At 39.7% G+C, this 15,632-nt stretch carries 19 protein-coding genes and 1 pseudogene; 13 read left to right on the forward strand and 7 right to left on the reverse strand.

The genetic code is table 11. From position 1 onward, the window contains the following. The first annotated feature begins 6 nt into the window (after nt 1–6). Nucleotides 7–1,053 carry a CapA family protein gene (locus EBF12_RS00640; RefSeq protein ID WP_121725931.1) on the forward strand — a complete coding sequence of 349 codons (1,047 nt, stop codon included), beginning with the start codon at nt 7–9 and terminating at the stop codon, nt 1,051–1,053. Nucleotides 1,054–1,116: 63 nt separating this feature from the next. Here the strand turns inward: EBF12_RS00640 and EBF12_RS00645 are convergent, their stop codons facing one another. Genes EBF12_RS00645 through EBF12_RS00655 form a run of 3 tightly spaced genes read right to left on the reverse strand, consistent with a single transcriptional unit; the run spans nt 1,117 to nt 2,999 of the window. Next, on the reverse strand, nt 1,117–1,683 hold the full coding sequence (locus EBF12_RS00645; RefSeq protein WP_121725932.1) for a bacteriohemerythrin: 567 nt from the start codon (nt 1,681–1,683) through the stop codon (nt 1,117–1,119). A 25-nt stretch (nt 1,684–1,708) separates the two neighbouring features. Next, a complete protein-coding gene (locus EBF12_RS00650; protein WP_244196274.1) occupies nt 1,709–2,284 on the reverse strand; it encodes a bacteriohemerythrin in 576 nt (191 codons plus the stop codon). Between the two features lie 58 nt (nt 2,285–2,342). Continuing rightward, entirely contained in the window at nt 2,343–2,999 is a 657-nt protein-coding gene (locus EBF12_RS00655) for a ribonuclease HII (RefSeq protein ID WP_121725953.1), read from the reverse strand. A 192-nt stretch (nt 3,000–3,191) separates the two neighbouring features. Between EBF12_RS00655 and EBF12_RS00660 the strand changes: the two genes are divergently transcribed. From EBF12_RS00660 to EBF12_RS00670, 3 genes are read left to right on the forward strand one after another with little or no spacing between them, the layout of a single operon-like run. Further along, complete coding sequence (locus tag EBF12_RS00660) at nt 3,192–4,016, forward strand: ABC transporter substrate-binding protein (RefSeq protein WP_121725933.1); 825 nt, start codon at nt 3,192–3,194, stop codon at nt 4,014–4,016. 6 nt (nt 4,017–4,022) lie between these two features. Further along, the gene (locus tag EBF12_RS00665; RefSeq protein ID WP_002956489.1) at nt 4,023–4,730 is read left to right on the forward strand and encodes an amino acid ABC transporter permease; all 708 of its coding nucleotides are present in this window, start codon (nt 4,023–4,025) and stop codon (nt 4,728–4,730) included. Then, nucleotides 4,717–5,454, forward strand: a complete 738-nt coding sequence (locus EBF12_RS00670; protein ID WP_121725934.1) for an amino acid ABC transporter ATP-binding protein — start codon at nt 4,717–4,719, stop codon at nt 5,452–5,454. The genes EBF12_RS00665 and EBF12_RS00670 overlap by 14 nt, the downstream gene beginning before the upstream one ends. A gap of 16 nt (nt 5,455–5,470) precedes the next feature. Here EBF12_RS00670 and EBF12_RS00675 read toward each other — a convergent pair whose 3' ends face one another. Further along, nucleotides 5,471–6,130: an LbetaH domain-containing protein gene (locus EBF12_RS00675; protein ID WP_121725935.1), complete on the reverse strand. Its 660-nt coding sequence runs from the start codon at nt 6,128–6,130 to the stop codon at nt 5,471–5,473. 150 nt (nt 6,131–6,280) lie between these two features. Further along, nucleotides 6,281–7,426, reverse strand: coding sequence for a GTPase ObgE (gene obgE, locus EBF12_RS00680; protein ID WP_121725936.1), 1,146 nt, complete (start codon nt 7,424–7,426; stop codon nt 6,281–6,283). A gap of 102 nt (nt 7,427–7,528) precedes the next feature. Here obgE and EBF12_RS11530 point away from each other — a divergent pair. Further along, a pseudogene (locus EBF12_RS11530) lies at nt 7,529–7,796 on the forward strand (glycosyltransferase family 2 protein); the annotation flags it as partial. Between the two features lie 294 nt (nt 7,797–8,090). After that, complete coding sequence (locus EBF12_RS00690; protein WP_244196275.1) at nt 8,091–8,981, forward strand: glycosyl transferase; 891 nt, start codon at nt 8,091–8,093, stop codon at nt 8,979–8,981. 17 nt (nt 8,982–8,998) lie between these two features. On the opposite strand, the gene rpmA is transcribed toward EBF12_RS00690, so the two are convergent. Then, on the reverse strand, nt 8,999–9,256 hold the full coding sequence (gene rpmA, locus EBF12_RS00695) for a 50S ribosomal protein L27 (protein WP_014666837.1): 258 nt from the start codon (nt 9,254–9,256) through the stop codon (nt 8,999–9,001). A 10-nt stretch (nt 9,257–9,266) separates the two neighbouring features. Next, entirely contained in the window at nt 9,267–9,581 is a 315-nt protein-coding gene (gene rplU / locus EBF12_RS00700) for a 50S ribosomal protein L21 (RefSeq protein WP_121725938.1), read from the reverse strand. Nucleotides 9,582–9,715: 134 nt separating this feature from the next. Here rplU and pgp3 point away from each other — a divergent pair, with 134 nt between their 5' ends. From pgp3 to EBF12_RS00730, 7 genes are all read left to right on the forward strand, one after another. Then, the gene (gene pgp3 / locus EBF12_RS00705) at nt 9,716–10,612 is read left to right on the forward strand and encodes a peptidoglycan metallopeptidase Pgp3 (RefSeq protein WP_121725939.1); all 897 of its coding nucleotides are present in this window, start codon (nt 9,716–9,718) and stop codon (nt 10,610–10,612) included. A 19-nt stretch (nt 10,613–10,631) separates the two neighbouring features. Next, the gene (locus tag EBF12_RS00710; RefSeq protein ID WP_121725940.1) at nt 10,632–11,636 is read left to right on the forward strand and encodes an NAD-dependent 4,6-dehydratase LegB; all 1,005 of its coding nucleotides are present in this window, start codon (nt 10,632–10,634) and stop codon (nt 11,634–11,636) included. Between the two features lie 20 nt (nt 11,637–11,656). After that, complete coding sequence (locus EBF12_RS11535) at nt 11,657–11,818, forward strand: hypothetical protein (protein WP_244196276.1); 162 nt, start codon at nt 11,657–11,659, stop codon at nt 11,816–11,818. A 59-nt stretch (nt 11,819–11,877) separates the two neighbouring features. Next, entirely contained in the window at nt 11,878–12,825 is a 948-nt protein-coding gene (locus EBF12_RS00715; protein WP_244196277.1) for a radical SAM/SPASM domain-containing protein, read from the forward strand. A gap of 81 nt (nt 12,826–12,906) precedes the next feature. Continuing rightward, nucleotides 12,907–14,097, forward strand: coding sequence for a LegC family aminotransferase (locus EBF12_RS00720; RefSeq protein WP_121725941.1), 1,191 nt, complete (start codon nt 12,907–12,909; stop codon nt 14,095–14,097). After that, nucleotides 14,090–14,965, forward strand: coding sequence for a PglD-related sugar-binding protein (locus tag EBF12_RS00725; RefSeq protein ID WP_121725942.1), 876 nt, complete (start codon nt 14,090–14,092; stop codon nt 14,963–14,965). Before EBF12_RS00720 ends, EBF12_RS00725 begins: the two co-directional genes overlap by 8 nt. Next, complete coding sequence (locus EBF12_RS00730) at nt 14,962–15,576, forward strand: acyltransferase (protein WP_121725943.1); 615 nt, start codon at nt 14,962–14,964, stop codon at nt 15,574–15,576. Before EBF12_RS00725 ends, EBF12_RS00730 begins: the two co-directional genes overlap by 4 nt. Nucleotides 15,577–15,632: the final 56 nt, after the last annotated feature.

Genomic DNA, 15,632 nt, shown 5'->3' on the forward strand with positions numbered 1-15,632 from the left:
ACAACAATGAAGAAACTTCTTTTAGTATTTTATATTATTTCAAATCTCACGCATTATGCCTTTGCAGATTCTAAGCTTACGCTTATTATGGGTGGAGATGCTTTGCTTCACGCCTCTGTATATAATGACGCTAAACAAGAAAATGGAAATTATGACTTTAGCCCTATGCTTAAGGCACTTGAAGATGTTATCCCAAAATATGACCTTGCTTTTTATAATCAAGAGACAATTTTAGGCGGCAAAGAGCTTGGTTTGAGTACTTATCCCGCATTTAACTCTCCGCAAGAATTTGGCGACAATATGCTCTCTTTAGGTTTTAATCTTGTCTCTCTAGCTAATAATCACACGCTTGATAGGGGTGAAAAGGCTGTGCGTTCCTCCCTTGCATATTGGAAAGATAAACCTGCTCTCACTGCGGGCAGCTATGAATCTTTTCAAACGCGTAATGCCCCAAAGATTCTAGAAAAAAATGGCATTAAATACGCACTTTTAGCCTACACTTATGGCACAAATGGAATCCCCGTGCCAAAAGGCAAAGAATACCTTGTCAATGTCTATACAAAAGCAATGCTTGAAAATGACATTAAAGCCATTCGCAAACAAGTAGATTTGCTGATTGTTTCAATGCATTGGGGCATTGAGTATGAGTTTGAGCCAAGTGCGGAGCAGAAAAAGTATGCCAAACTTTTAGCAGATTTGGGAGTGGATTTAGTCATTGGCACACATCCGCACGTGGTGCAGCCTGTTGAATATATTGGAGATACTTTAGTATTTTATTCACTTGGGAATCTTATCTCCGCTCAAAAAGGCACAAATAAACGCATTGGTATGCTAGGAAGTGTGGAGATTGAAAAGCTTGAAAATGGCAAGGTTGCTATTAAAAATCCCAAAGCAGAGCTAGTTTATACCTACTATAACTCACGCTTCAGGGATTTTAAGCTAATGTGGTTTAGCGAACTCAATAATACGATATTGCCTGATTATAAAAAAATCTACAAACAATACACAAATATCATCACGCAAGGCAAGAGTGAAATTCAAATTGGATTATAAAAGCCTGATAGATTTGCTTAAATTCCTAGCAACAAAACAGGAATCTAAGCAAGTAGAGAGATTTTAGCGTTGCACCTTGAATTGAATCTTTTGGTGGCATTCTTTGCAATTAATAGGGTGGGAGGAGTTTTCCACAAATATATGCATAGATTCAGTAAGTTTATGCTCCTTGCCCGGACACGCACAGCTATAATAATAGTAATGCACCTCTCGAACCTCGCAAGTGGCATTTTTCTCCAACTGCTCCTTACGATATTTCTCAATCTGCATATCCTCTTGCAAAATATGTGTAAGCAACCAATCTTTCGCGATTGTTGAAATCATCTCTTTTAAGATCTCCACGGAATGCACATTTTTTACCATACCCGCCATATCTGCGACAATTGTGCGGTGAATCTTCCTATGCTCCTCCAAACACGGATAGCCAATAGCCTGCATATACTGCTCTTCATCTCTAAAATGCGTTTTCATATAGTCAAAAAACTCAATCAATATCATTTTGACTTCATTGGCTGAACTAGGGCTATTTGCAATACGATACGCCTTGTGAGCCAAAGTAAAAAGCATTTGATGTTGCTGGTCAATAATCTCGTGATGAACGCTAAAATCATTACTCCAATCCGGTAGCATATCTCCTCCTTAAGCCGAATATAATTTATCCAAGCGCACTTTGAAATTTTATGCTTTGTTGGCACTCTTTGCAACGAATACTTTGCGTGCTGTTTTTCACAAAAATATGCATAGATTCTGTAAGTTTATGCTCCTTGCCCGGACACGCACAAACATAGAGATAAAACTTTTGTGCTTGTTTAGTTGGGTTCTTGCTTTGAGCTTCTTTGCGATATTTTTCAATTTGCATATCCTCTTGTAAAATATGTGTAAGCAACCAATCTTGTGCCATAATCATAATTTTATCTTTAAGCTCATTTGCCGAGTGAATGCTTTTCACCATTACCGCCATATCCGCAACGATTTTGCGGTGAATCTTCCTATGTTCCTCCAAACGCGGATAGCCAATCGCCTGCATATACTGCTCTTCATCTTTAAAGTGCGTTTTCATATAATCAAAAAATTGGGTAATCATATCTTTGACTTCATTGCGCGTAGTGTGGCTGTTGGCAATCTTATACGCCTTATGTGCAAGGTCAAATAATATTTGATGTTGCTGGTCAATAATCTCGTGATGAACGCTAAATTTTTCATTCCAACTCGGCAACATAGCAAACCCCATTTCCTTATTTTAAACTGAAAGCGACTTAGATTTTATCTCTTTTATATTTAATTTTAAGTTAAAATAAACATTCTTGCATAAGAATCTTAAAACTTTTGCGGTGATGGGGACAATATCCATTTTGAGCAATGGCTTTTTTATGTTGCAATGTCCCATAGCCTTTATTTTTAGCTAAACTATACTGCGGAAACAGCCTATCAAGCTCCTGCATTTGCCTATCTTTACTCACTTTTGCCACGATAGACGCACACGAAACAATAGGCATTGTATCATCAGCTTTAATCAAAGTCCGCACCCCAACACCCCACTGCACAAGGCTGTGTGGAATCTTAGCGTGAAAAGTTGTATTGCCATCTATGATTATTTCTTCTAATCCATTCTCCCGCCCTGCAAGATTCTGCCCCTTAAGATTCTGTGAAGTAGCAAAATCCGCAATTCTACACAGAATCTGCTCTATGCCATTTTTCATCGCAATGCTTAAACCAAACTTATCAATCTCCCACGCTTCAATCTGTACCACAAACAGCCCTATTTCGCCCTTATGTTGAGATTCTAACAAAGTTTGATAGATACGCTCTCTTTGCTTTGGGGATAGCTTTTTACTATCTTTTGCACCAAAATGTGCAATATTTTCCTCTCTCCCAATCACACCAGCAACAAACAACGCCCCGCAAATACAGCCTCGCCCAGCCTCATCAATCCCTGCTACCCACATAGAATCTGCACCTTTTAACTTCAAATAGTATCTTTATGCCCCACAAGGCATACCAAAATTGCCCAGATTCTATACTATTTCGCATAAATCTATCCAAAATTCACAGCTCAAGGCTTTATTTTAAGCTTAAGACATTACAATTAAGCCCTTTATTTATAAAATCTTAAATTATCTTTCATGGAGACATTCACAATGAAAACATTGATGAAGCTGCTAGAATCTTGTAGATCGCTCACGCTATGGGCTAAAAGCCTAGCATTACTTACAGCAACGCTAGGTATATTTACTCTCAATGCGTGCAGTGATAATGATCTTGTTGTAGCCACTTCGGCAAATTTTGCACCTTTTGAATATATTGATGGCAAGGAATTTAAGGGTATTGATATGGATATTGCTGAAGTCATTGCCAAAAAGCTTAACAAAAAGCTTGTAATTAAAGATATGGAGTTTGATTCTGTGGTTACTTCACTTGCAAGTGGAAACGCACATATCGCCCTTTCAGGCTTGACGATTAACGACACGCGCTCCAAAGTTATTGATTTTAGCCAAACTTATTTTAGTGCTTCACAAATGGTGATTGCTAGGGCTAATGATACACGATTTGCAAATATCACCACAAAAGAAGAGCTTTTAAAAACACTTCAATCTATTCCAAATCTTAAAGTCGGTGTGCAAGTAGGCACAACAGGCGAGTTTTACGCTAAAGGCGATAGCGATTGGGGCTTTGAAGGATTCCATAATGCACAGGTAAAAAGCTTGTCAAATGGGGCATTAGCTGCAATTGCTATGAAAAATGAGCAGATTGACATTGTGATTATTGATGAAATGCCAGCGCGTGAGATTATCAAGGCAAATAGTGGCACACAGCTCATTGATATTGCCTTGACGAATGAAAAATACGCTATTGGCATAGCACCTAATGATAAAGAGCTTAAGGATTCTATAAATGCTATTCTCAATGAAATCCGGCAAGATGGCACACTAGAATCTATCATCAATAAATATTACGCACAATAGGACTATATGGAACTCACACAAAAATACGAGCTTTTCTATCACCAGTTTATTACAAATGGCGGCTACAAGCTTATCCTAGAAGGGCTTGGCACGACACTGCTGCTTGCTATTGCCGCTCTCATCATTGGCGTGATTGTCGGCACACTTGTAGCCATTGCCATTACGCACAAAACCCCTTCAATCCCGCATAGAATCTTATGTGTGTTTTTAAAAGCCTATGTTGGTTTTTTCCGCGGGACACCCATTGTGGTGCAGCTACTTTTTATCTACTTTGTGATTCTCCCAGCCTTTGGGCTAAAGGGTATGAGTGCCTTACTTGTGGCGGTGGTGATTTTTGGGCTAAATAGTGGAGCGTATGTGAGTGAGATTATCCGCAGTGGAATCTTAAGCATTGATAAAGGGCAAGATGAAGCTGCAAGGGCATTGGGGCTTAGCTCAAGTTTAAGTATGCGTTATATCATCTTCCCCCAAGCGTTGAAAAATTCCCTGCCAACTTTGGGTAATGAGTTTATCGCCTTATTGAAAGAAACTTCCGTGGCAAACTACATCACGGTTCACGATTTGACTTATGCGTTTAAAAGCATAGGCAGTGCGACTTATGAATATATGTTTCCATACTTTTTCCTAGCCCTAGCCTACTTGCTACTTGTGATGTGTGCGAGCTATCTTGTGAAACTCTATGAAAGGAAGTTACGAGCAAGTGATACGCATTAATGGGCTAAAAAAATATTTTGATTCTAAGCTTGTATTAGCAGATATTCATCTCCATATTAAAATGGGCGAAAAGGTTGTCATCATAGGACCAAGCGGGAGTGGTAAATCAACTCTGCTGCGTTGTTTGAATCTCCTAGAAGTGCCTAGTTCTGGCGAGATTTGGCTTGATGGTAAGATGATTTTCCCTCAAAACAAGCAAGATTCTTGGGACTTAAACAAGGCTAGGACAAAAATGGGTATGGTGTTTCAGCATTTTAATCTTTTTAATAATCTTAGCGTTTTGCAAAATCTCACCCTTGCCCCCACACTTTTAAAACTCTTAAATGAAAATGAAGCTAAACAAAAAGCCCAAACACTGCTTAAACGCATAGGACTACTTGATAAGCAAGATGTGTATCCCTCCCGCCTAAGCGGCGGACAAAAGCAACGCATAGCCATTGCCAGAGCACTTATGAATAAGCCTGAAGTTATGCTTTTTGATGAGCCAACTTCTGCACTTGATCCTGAAATGGTGGGCGAAGTGCTTGATTTAATGCGGGATTTGGCAAATGAGGGTATGAGTATGGTGTGTGTAACGCACGAAATGCGATTTGCTAGGGAAGTGGGGAGTCGCATTATCTTTATGGCGGAGGGTAAAATCATAGAGCAAGGCACTCCGCAAGAAATTTTTGAAAACCCCCAAACCCCAAGACTTAAAGACTTTCTAAGCAAAATTAGAAATTAGTCTTTAGAATCTTTATTTACAAATCTTTGTCTATCCCAAAAAACTCTTTTAGCACATTGTGATTGCTAGGCAGGATTCTATGATGTGGATACGAGCCAACCACAATGGAATTGCTCGGCACATCTGTATTGATAATAAACGCATTTGCACCAAAGATGACATTATCGCCAACTTGACACTTCCCAATAACCTTGCTTGACGCACATAGCACCACGCCTTCACCCAAAGTAGGATAACATATCTCGCCATCTCGTGTGTCGCCCCCAATAGTGCAGTTTTGATACACGCAAAGATAATTCCCATATCCTGCTCTGCCAAATACACTTCCCACAGGGTGAGTGAGATAAAACACTTCGGGCAGACATATCTCATAATATATATCAATCCCGTGTAGAATCTTATTTAAATAATACACCTTTGTGGCGAGTTTTGCCTTATCTGCTTTATACAGAGAGTGTGAAAGAAAATACAAAAATGTCGCGTATTTATCGGTATGATAAAAGTCCTCAATGCTTAATTGAGATTCATAATACTTAAGCGAAATGTGCCTATTGCAACGCCTAAATGCCTCTAACACCATTACTATATCCTTAGATTCTAGTTTATGAGAATCTAATGGGGCAAAAAATACATCTATCTGCCCTTGCACCAATGATAAAACCTTAGAGGTTAGCATAGCCCACCCCCAAAAAGTTTGTGTCAATATTTAAAAAATTAGCACAAACAAAGAAATTATTTATCTGTAAGAAGGCACAAAGACTTTGTATTCTATTTTTTAGCTTTGAAGGGCACCCCCCCCCCCCACAATACGAATTTACTTTTCATTTTAACCCTCACTTTTTGATAATTTTTCTTTAGATTGCAGACTTAAACTCTTTGCCAAAAGACTTTTTAGCCTATCAATCCGCTGATTTGCCACGCTAGAGATTGTCATAACAAAACATAAATTTTTAGAATCTTGTGTCTTTTGTATATCGCTCTGCGTGTCAAGCATAGAATCTAAACTCTCCTGCTTTAAAGATTCTGCTACAAGCTCACATTCCTCCAAGATAGGCTTAAACGCTGGAAAATACTTTGCAATAAATGTTGCAAAGCTAGATTCTAGCTCATCTTCACTCAAGACATCGCTTTTACTTAGCACAATCCCAAATGGACGATTTTTAAGCGTGGGTGAGAACTTCATAAGCTCACTGCACAGGCTTTCAAACTGCGATGAAATATCTACGCTTCTACTCACATCAAGCACAAAAAGCAACATTTTAGTGCGTTCAATATGCTTTAAAAACTCTAGCCCTAGCCCCCTGCCTTCACTTGCCCCATCAATAATGCCCGGAATATCCGCCACCACAAACGAGCTATAATCCCCCACATCAACCACACCAAGATTTGGCACAAGCGTGGTAAATTCATAATTCGCAATCTCTGGCTTGGCGTTTGATAGCACAGAAATGAGTGTGGATTTACCGACATTAGGATAGCCCACAAGCCCCACATCAGCAATAAGTTTTAGCTCCAAGGCGATATGTCGCTCTTCCCCACTCAAGCCACTTTGAGCGTAGGTTGGAGCTTGATTTGTGGAGTTTTTAAAATGCGAGTTCCCTAGCCCACCCTTGCCACCTTTCAGCAAACGCGAACGCATAGGGCATTTATCCATATCAATAATAATCTCTTTTGTGTCAAAATCTAGAATCTGCGTCCCCAAAGGCACTTTAATAGTAATGTCCTCCCCTCTCTTGCCACTGCACCGCCTAGCCCCACCGGACTGCCCATTCTTAGCCTTATAATGCCTTGCTCCGCGGAATTTTGAAAGCGTATCAGTATTATTATCCACCTCCACATACACATCGCCGCCATCACCGCCATCGCCGCCATCAGGACCACCTTGAATCACAAACTTTTCCCTGCGGAAGCTCACAGCCCCAGCTCCACCCTTACCAGAAGCGATAAAAATATCCACACTATCTACAAACATACACTTTCCTACACTCTAATTTTTGCAAAATCAAAACATTAATAAAATAATACGCTATAATTCCAAACATTCCCTACAATCAACCAACCAAGGAGCGTTACAATGTCAAAAGATACAAATTCATATCAGCCAAAAGTCGCCATTATCGTGCCAATTTACAATGTGGAGAAATATTTAAAAGATTGCTTAGATTCTCTTATCAATCAAACATATAAGAATCTAGAGATTATACTCGTTGATGATGGAAGCACAGATAAAAGCACTGATATAGCAAAAGCATATTTTGAAAAAGATTATAGAATCACACTTATATGCAAAAGCAATGGAGGGCAAGGGAGTGCGAGGAATGTGGGGATTGAGTATGTAAGCAATGGATTTGCCACAACCCCACTTTTACAACCAAACACATCTCACCTATCGCCAAATAGAGCAGATTCTACAAACCCCACTTTAGACCATCAGTCTGTGCCTTTTATCTTACAGGCTAATCTCACGCCAAATGCCCTTAGTGCCAATCATATAGATTATCTCACAGGCAATGTATTTTCTTTTGCTTCTAGCTATATGACTATGGGGGGGGGGGCATAAACTAGAATCTCATACAAGCCACTCTCCTATCTATACAAAATCTCATAAACATTCTTTAAATCTCCCACATAAGCCTATGGATTATACCTTGTCATCTTGTATTGTTTTCTCCCACAAACCTATGCCACCAAAACAAGTTGAATATATACATTTTGTAGATTCTGATGATATGTTAAGCGTTGATTGTATAGAGAATATAGGGGAATGCGATATTATTTGGCACGATACGAAGTATATTTATGAAGATGGCATAAGCCCAAGCCCTTATAAACAAAGTATTTTAGAGTGGCTTAAACTTGATAGTAAAGCGATTGAAAAGCCATTAAATGCAAGTGAGATATGGGCTAATATAGAAGGCTTCTCGTGTGTGTGTGGGGGGGGGGGAGTTTTTCATATATCATTATGTGAAAAACTCCGATTTGCTCCGCAAATCCAAAGTGAAGATGCACTCTTTGGTATGCTCCTTTTTGCTAAGGCAAAAGCTATCAAAATTTTACCAAATCCCCTATATATCTATCGCTTAAGGGCAGATTCTACAAGCGACCATACGCTTAAACAAGATTCCACGCTCAAGCCCTATCCACCCTATCTTGCAGAGATAGCCTACACATTTGCTAATAGCTATAAAATCAAGCACTATCACTTTGCCTACTCCTGCACTTATATTTGTCTTGGACTTTTAGCCTATATTGAGAGTTTGGACGATTCTCAATTAGCATTAAAAAATAAACTTATAGAATTTTTACAAGTGAGGGCTATATATGCTTTTGGTGCTGTGAGTTTTGAATCTGATCCTAAATATGTCCGCCCACTATTAAAGCCCTTAGAACCTTATATGCAAAAAGTAAGTAAAGCTAACAAAATAGCCTATTTTATGCCAAGGATTTTTAAGATTTTAAAATGGATAAATGGGAAAAGGAAGAGGGTGAGAATAGGAAAAATTCAAAATAGCCAGATTCTGCCGTAATGCAGAATCTAAAAGTTTTAAGAAGCGGGGATAACAGAAACTTTCTTGCGGTTTTTGTCTTTTTGTTGGAATTTCACAATCCCATCAATCAACGCATAAATTGTGTGATCCTTGCCTAGTCCTACATTATCGCCCGGATGCACTTTCGTGCCTCTTTGGCGGACAATGATATTCCCCGCACGCACAAATTGAGAACCAAACTTCTTCACACCTAAGCGGCGTCCAGCTGAATCGCGGTTATTCTGGGTGCTACCCTGACCTTTTTTATGTGCCATTTCTGCTCCTTTATTTTGCTACAATTTTGAGAATCTTCACACGAGTAAAATCGCGTCTAAAGCCTCTTTTTGTCTTGCTATCTTTTCTTCTGCGTTTTTTGAATGTAACGACCTTTTTGCCTCTGCCTTCATTGATAACTTCAGCTTCAATCTTAGCACCCTTTACAAAAGGTTCGCCAATTTGTGCCTTATCACCATTGACAATGGCTAAAACTTCGTTCAATTCAACCTTTGACTTCGGCTCAAGGCTCATCTTATCAAGTAGCACAATGCTCCCTTCAACAACCTTGTATTGTTTGCCTCCATTCTTAAAAATTGCATACATCGCGTATCCTTGTGAATTGAAGTATTATTTTTGCTTTTAGAAAACAAAGTGGCGATTTTAACGCAATATTCTTTAATCTAAGCTTTGAATTGCTATAATCCCGCCTTTTTAGATTCTAAGAACAAAGGATTCCTATGCTTTTATTTCGCAAGATTTGGCTTAGAGCCACCCTATTAGCCCTGCTTGTGCTATGCTCCACTCCATATACATATGCCACATCACAAACAGCCCCAAATGCCCCTCACCCCATTAATAGCAAAAAAGCAAACTCTACAGCCTATAATGGCACAATCTTTATCTATCAAACTTCTACCCCACAAGCCCTTCACTACAATAATGGCAAAAAATCCCTGCATTATATGCTTCACCCTAGTAAAAAGGGGGAATTTATAGCCTTTATTCCCATAGGCTATTATGACGAGGGCGTTAAAACCTTGCATAGCCCAAAGCAAACAGAATCTAGTCCGCAAACAATCAAGATTCTCCAAAAAGACTATCCAAAAAAGGAGCAAATCAATGTTGCCAACGATAAAGTGAGCTATTCTAATGAAGTAGCAAAACGCATAGAAAAGGAAAAAAATGCCGCTGTGAAAACTTATGCCACCATCACAAAAGGGCGTTTGTGGGATAAGCCTTTTATCAAGCCGCTAGATTCTGCTATCACTAGCCCTTATGGAAGTGCTAGAATCTTTAATGGCAAAGTCAATAGCTACCACGGCGGCACAGATTTACGCGCCAGTATTGGCACACCTATCCTTGCTACAAATGACGGAAAAGTAGCCCTCGTGCAGGATCGCTACCTTTCAGGCAAATCAATCTATGTTGATCACGGCTCGGGCGTGTATAGTGTGTATTTTCACCTTGATGAATTCCTAGTCAAGCAAGGGGATATGGTAAAGCAAGGGCAAGTCATTGCCAAAAGTGGCGATACAGGTCGTGTAAGCGGAGCGCATTTGCATTTTGGCATTGTGATAAATGGCACAAATGTTGATGCAATGGACTTTATTGAACAAGTCAATGCGTTGTTTTAATAAAAATAAAAGGAGATTTATGCAGATTCTAATCACAGGAGCAGATGGCTTTATCGGCTCTCATCTTACACAAGCCCTTTATGAGCAAAGCAAAATACAAGATTCAGTATTTTTTAACGCAAAAATTAAGGCGTTAAGCTTATATAATTCCTTCAACTCGTGGGGTTGGCTTGAAGATATTGATTATTTGGATTCTATTGAAGTGATAAGTGGCGATATACGCGACCCGCATTTTTGTAAGCATATTTGTAAAGGTGTGGATATGGTATTTCATCTTGCCGCACTCATCGCCATTCCCTATTCTTATGTTGCACCAGATAACTATGTGGATACTAATATCAAAGGCACACTCAATATCTGCCAAGCTGCGCTAGATTCAGGTGTGAAACGCATTATCCACACAAGCACAAGCGAAGTCTATGGCACGGCACAATATGTCCCCATTGATGAAAAGCACCCATTACAACCTCAAAGCCCATATTCCGCAAGTAAAATCGGTGCAGATGCCATTGCGATGAGTTTTCATAACGCCTTTTGTCTGCCCCTTACCATAGCACGACCCTTTAATACCTATGGACCAAGGCAAAGTGCAAGAGCTGTTATCCCAACTATCATTACGCAAATTGCCAATGGGGCAAAGCAGATTAAGTTAGGCGACACGACGCCAACGCGGGATTTTAACTATGTCAAAGATACTTGTGCGGGATTTATCGCTCTAGCCTTATCGGAAAATACCATAGGCGAAGTTATCAATATCGGCTCAAATGCTGAAATAAGTATCCACGATACACTAGAGCTGATAAAAGAGCTAATGAAAAGTGATGTGGAATTTATCACAGAAAAGCAGAGAATCCGCCCCGAAAAGAGCGAAGTCTTCCGTTTGTGGTGTGATAATACAAAGATTCAATCTCTCACAGGCTTTAGCCCACGATACACGCTCAAAGAAGGCTTACAGGAAACAATTGAGTGGTTTTCAAACCCAAATAATCTTGCTAAATACAAAAGTGATATTTACAATATCTAAAAAAATCCAAAGGAGAAAAAATGCCAACAACTTCACAAAACACAAACCCCACACAAAATGTCAATAGTGGAGAAACGAATCGCAAAAAAGTGAATCTCGCCACCTTGCTAGATTCTAATAAAATTATTCCACATTATGAAAGCATAAGAGAGAGAATTTTAACGGGGGGGGGGATATACTAAACTCTTTACCACCCATTGCTGCGGAATTTCACTGGTGTGCGAGCTGTAATTACAACTGCGTGCATTGTAGCTACGGACAAAGACGCCAAAACAAATCCCGCCTAAGCCCCGAAGTCATCACCCAAACAATCAAAGACTTAAGCTTCCTTGGCACAAAAGCCGCCTATATCTCCGGTGGTGGAGAGCCAACTACCCTTAGCAAATGGCACGATTATGCTCAAATGATGCTAGATTCACAAATGGAAGTAGCCCTTATCACAAATTCTGTGGCGATTAAGCCTGAGCATTATAAGCTCTTGCGACAATTTAACTACATTGCCGTGTCAGTGTATTCCACAAAAGAAGAGCAGTATAAGGCAATCGTGGGGGCTAATCATTTTGAGGGGCAATTCTCACTGCCCAAAAAGCTAAAAGATCAAGATTCTAAACTCATCGTTGGGGCAAGATGTGTTATCAATGGCATTAATTACCAAGAGATTTTTAATACTTATAAAAAGGCTATGGAAGAGGGTTTTGATTATATTATCTTTATCCCTGCGGTGGATTATGAGAAACGCTCCATTGATTTGAGCGAAGAACAAAAGCAAAGTGTATTAGAGCAAATAGAAAATGGACTTTCACACATAAACCCCGCCACGACCAATCTTATTAATGTCAAAAATAATGGCGTGGGGCATTATGGCAGCACATATCTGCCCAAGCTCCAAAAAAGTGTGCTATGCAACGCCATTGCTATGCGGAGCAATGTATTTATAAACTATGATGGCGAAGTGTATCTCTGCCAACCCCTTATAGGCAACAAAGAATATAGTCTAGGCAATCTTAACGAGCATAGATTTTTAGACTTATGGAATGCCAAAAGACATAGAGAAGTGATTGCAAAATTACACGAAAAGTTTGCCAAAGGTGCGTGTGAAAACTGCCGCGCTATCTCTTATAATGTGGCTATTGATAGGTTGCTCCAAGGAGATAAACCTGCTATAATCCCAAGTGATAATTTTTTATGAAGAAGAAAATGTTTTTGCTATAATGTCGGCTTTGTAAAAGATGGTTACTCCGCAACACAAACACAAAGGATTCAAGAAACGATGAGTGATTTTAAGGATATTTTTGCTTTTATCCGTGAGCTTTATGAGAATGAGCAAGGTTTTATCCCTTTGCACGAGCCACGATTTATGGGGAATGAAAAAAAATATCTCCTAGAGTGTATTGATAGTGGTTTTGTTTCAAGTGTGGGGGCATTTGTAGATTCATTTGAAAAAGAGATAGCAAAATTTTGCTCTAGCAAATATGCCATAGCTGCTACAAATGGCACTTCCGCACTCCACACTGCACTCCACGCCCTTGGAATCAATGCAGAATGCGAGGTCATAACCCAACCCCTAAGCTTCATCGCCACAAGCAACGCCATTGCCTATACAGGGGCAACTCCGGTGTATGTTGATGTAGATTTAGACACAATGGGGCTTTCTCCGCTCTATCTCAAAGCCTTTTTAGAATCTTATGCAATAAAAAAAGGCAATACCACTTACAATAAGCAAAGTGGCAAGATTCTTAAAGCCTGCGTGCCTATGCACACCTTTGGACACCCTGCAAGAATCCAAGAGATTAAAGCAATATGCGATGAATGGGGGATTTTACTTATTGAAGATGCGGCGGAGAGTTTAGGCAGCTATGTGTTAAATGCAGATTCTAAAATCCACACCGGCACATTTGGAATCTGTGGAATTCTTAGCTTCAATGGTAATAAAACCATAACCTGCGGTGGCGGTGGGGCGATTCTTACCCAAGATGAAGCATTAGCAAAAAAGCTTAAGCACCTTACCACCACGGCTAAAATCCCTCACCCCTATGAATATCAACACGATATGCTAGGATTTAATTATCGTCTCCCAAATATTAATGCAGCCCTAGCCCTAGCTCAAATAGAGCAGCTCCCAGCATTTTTACGCGATAAGCAAGACATTGCTAAAGAATATGAAGCGTTTTTTGCTACGCAATTACATTGTAGCTTTATAGGTGCTAGAGTTGGCACACAGCCTAATTTTTGGCTTAATGCCCTACTACTAGATTCCAAATCTTTGCGTGATGAGTTTTTAAAGCAGAGCAACGCTCAAGGCATTATGACACGCCCTATTTGGAAGCTTAATAATGAACTTAATATGTATCGCCACTGCCAAAGTGATGGGCTAAATAATGCAAGATTCTTGCGGGATAGAATTGTGAATATTCCAAGCAGTGCGAGAATCCAAGCCTTAAAAAGTTTAGCTAATGGCTAGAATATCATTGCACATCTTTAACCGCATTAAGCCAAAGATTCTGCTCATAGGCGGTGGCGGACACGCTAGGGCTTGTATTGATGTGATAGAGAAGGAAAATCGCTTTAAGATTTGTGGCATTGTAGATTCTAATGCCTTACAAAATGGCATTAGCGAAGTGCTAGGCTACCCTATACTTGGCGGAGATGAATTGCTAGAATCTTTATATACTCAAGTCAAAATCGCCTTTATCGCCCTAGGACAGATTAAAACTCACATGCATAGAATGCGTATTTACCAAAACCTTAAAGCCATAGGCTATAATCTCCCCACTATCATATCCCCACTTGCCTATATCGCAAAGGGAGTGAATCTTAAGGAAGGAAGTATCATTATGCACCACGCACTTGTGAATACAAATGCTAAAATCGGCACAGCTTGTATTATCAACTCAAAAGCCCTTGTAGAACACGACTGCGTTGTAGAAGATTTTTGTCATCTCTCCACCGCAAGTGTCATCAATGGTAACTGCCACATCGGCGAAGGAAGTTTTTTAGGAAGCAATATGATTTTAGCTCACAATACCGCTGTTGCACCAAACTCTCTGCTTTATAACAATCCGCTAGAAGTTTCACAAAATATCTCTCGCATAAGCCCAAGCCTAGCCAACAAAAGCAATTCGCAAAGTAGTTTGCAAGAATCCACCACGCATTATTCCAATAAGAATCTCTCTTTACAAATAGATAAAAATTTAACGGGGGGGGGGGATAGAGTAAAATATCTCTATCCTTGCAACTCCTGCTTTTATTTTTTTAGATTCCACACAGAATCTTTTTGTCTTTTCTCGCACTATACCACTTCATCTTATTCTATAAAGATTGCCGTATGAATGGATTTTACAGCATAAATGAGCTTATGGACTTAGGCATAAAGCTTCCAAAAAATCCAAAAAATATTTTTATCTCAAAAAAAGCAAGTCTCTATAACGCAGAACGCATAAGTGTTGGCAATTATGTCCGCATTGATGATTTTGCTATTTTGAATGGCAATATACAAATTGGTAACTTTATTCACATAGGGGCGTGGGCTAGTCTCTCTGGTGGGGAAGCTGGCATTGTGCTGGAAGATTTTTGCGGTCTTTCGCAACGCGTAAGCCTTTTTAGCTCAAGTGATGATTATAGTGGGAAAAGCCTAACCAATCCTATGATACCCTCACATTTTAAGCGTGTTAGTAGCTCACAGCTCATCTTGCAAAAGCACTGCATTGTAGGAGCTGGAAGCGTGATTCTACCCTCAAGCAAAGGCTTAAGCGAGGGGGTGAGTGTGGGGGCTTTAAGCCTTGTTGTTCGCCCTACAAAACCTTTTGGAATCTACTTTGGCAACCCTGCAAAAAGAATCTTGGAGAGAAGCAAAAATATCCTCACACTTGAAAAAGAATTTTTAGAATCTTTAAAGAGTGAATTTTTAACGGGGGGGGGGGTAAAAAAAAAACTTTTTTAAAATAAATTTACAGATAGAAAAACCCAAAAAAGTTGAATTTTACAACAGAGGCGCGG

The organism is Helicobacter labetoulli (genome assembly GCF_003670275.1).
In the GTDB taxonomy this organism is placed as follows: domain Bacteria; phylum Campylobacterota; class Campylobacteria; order Campylobacterales; family Helicobacteraceae; genus Helicobacter_C; species Helicobacter_C labetoulli.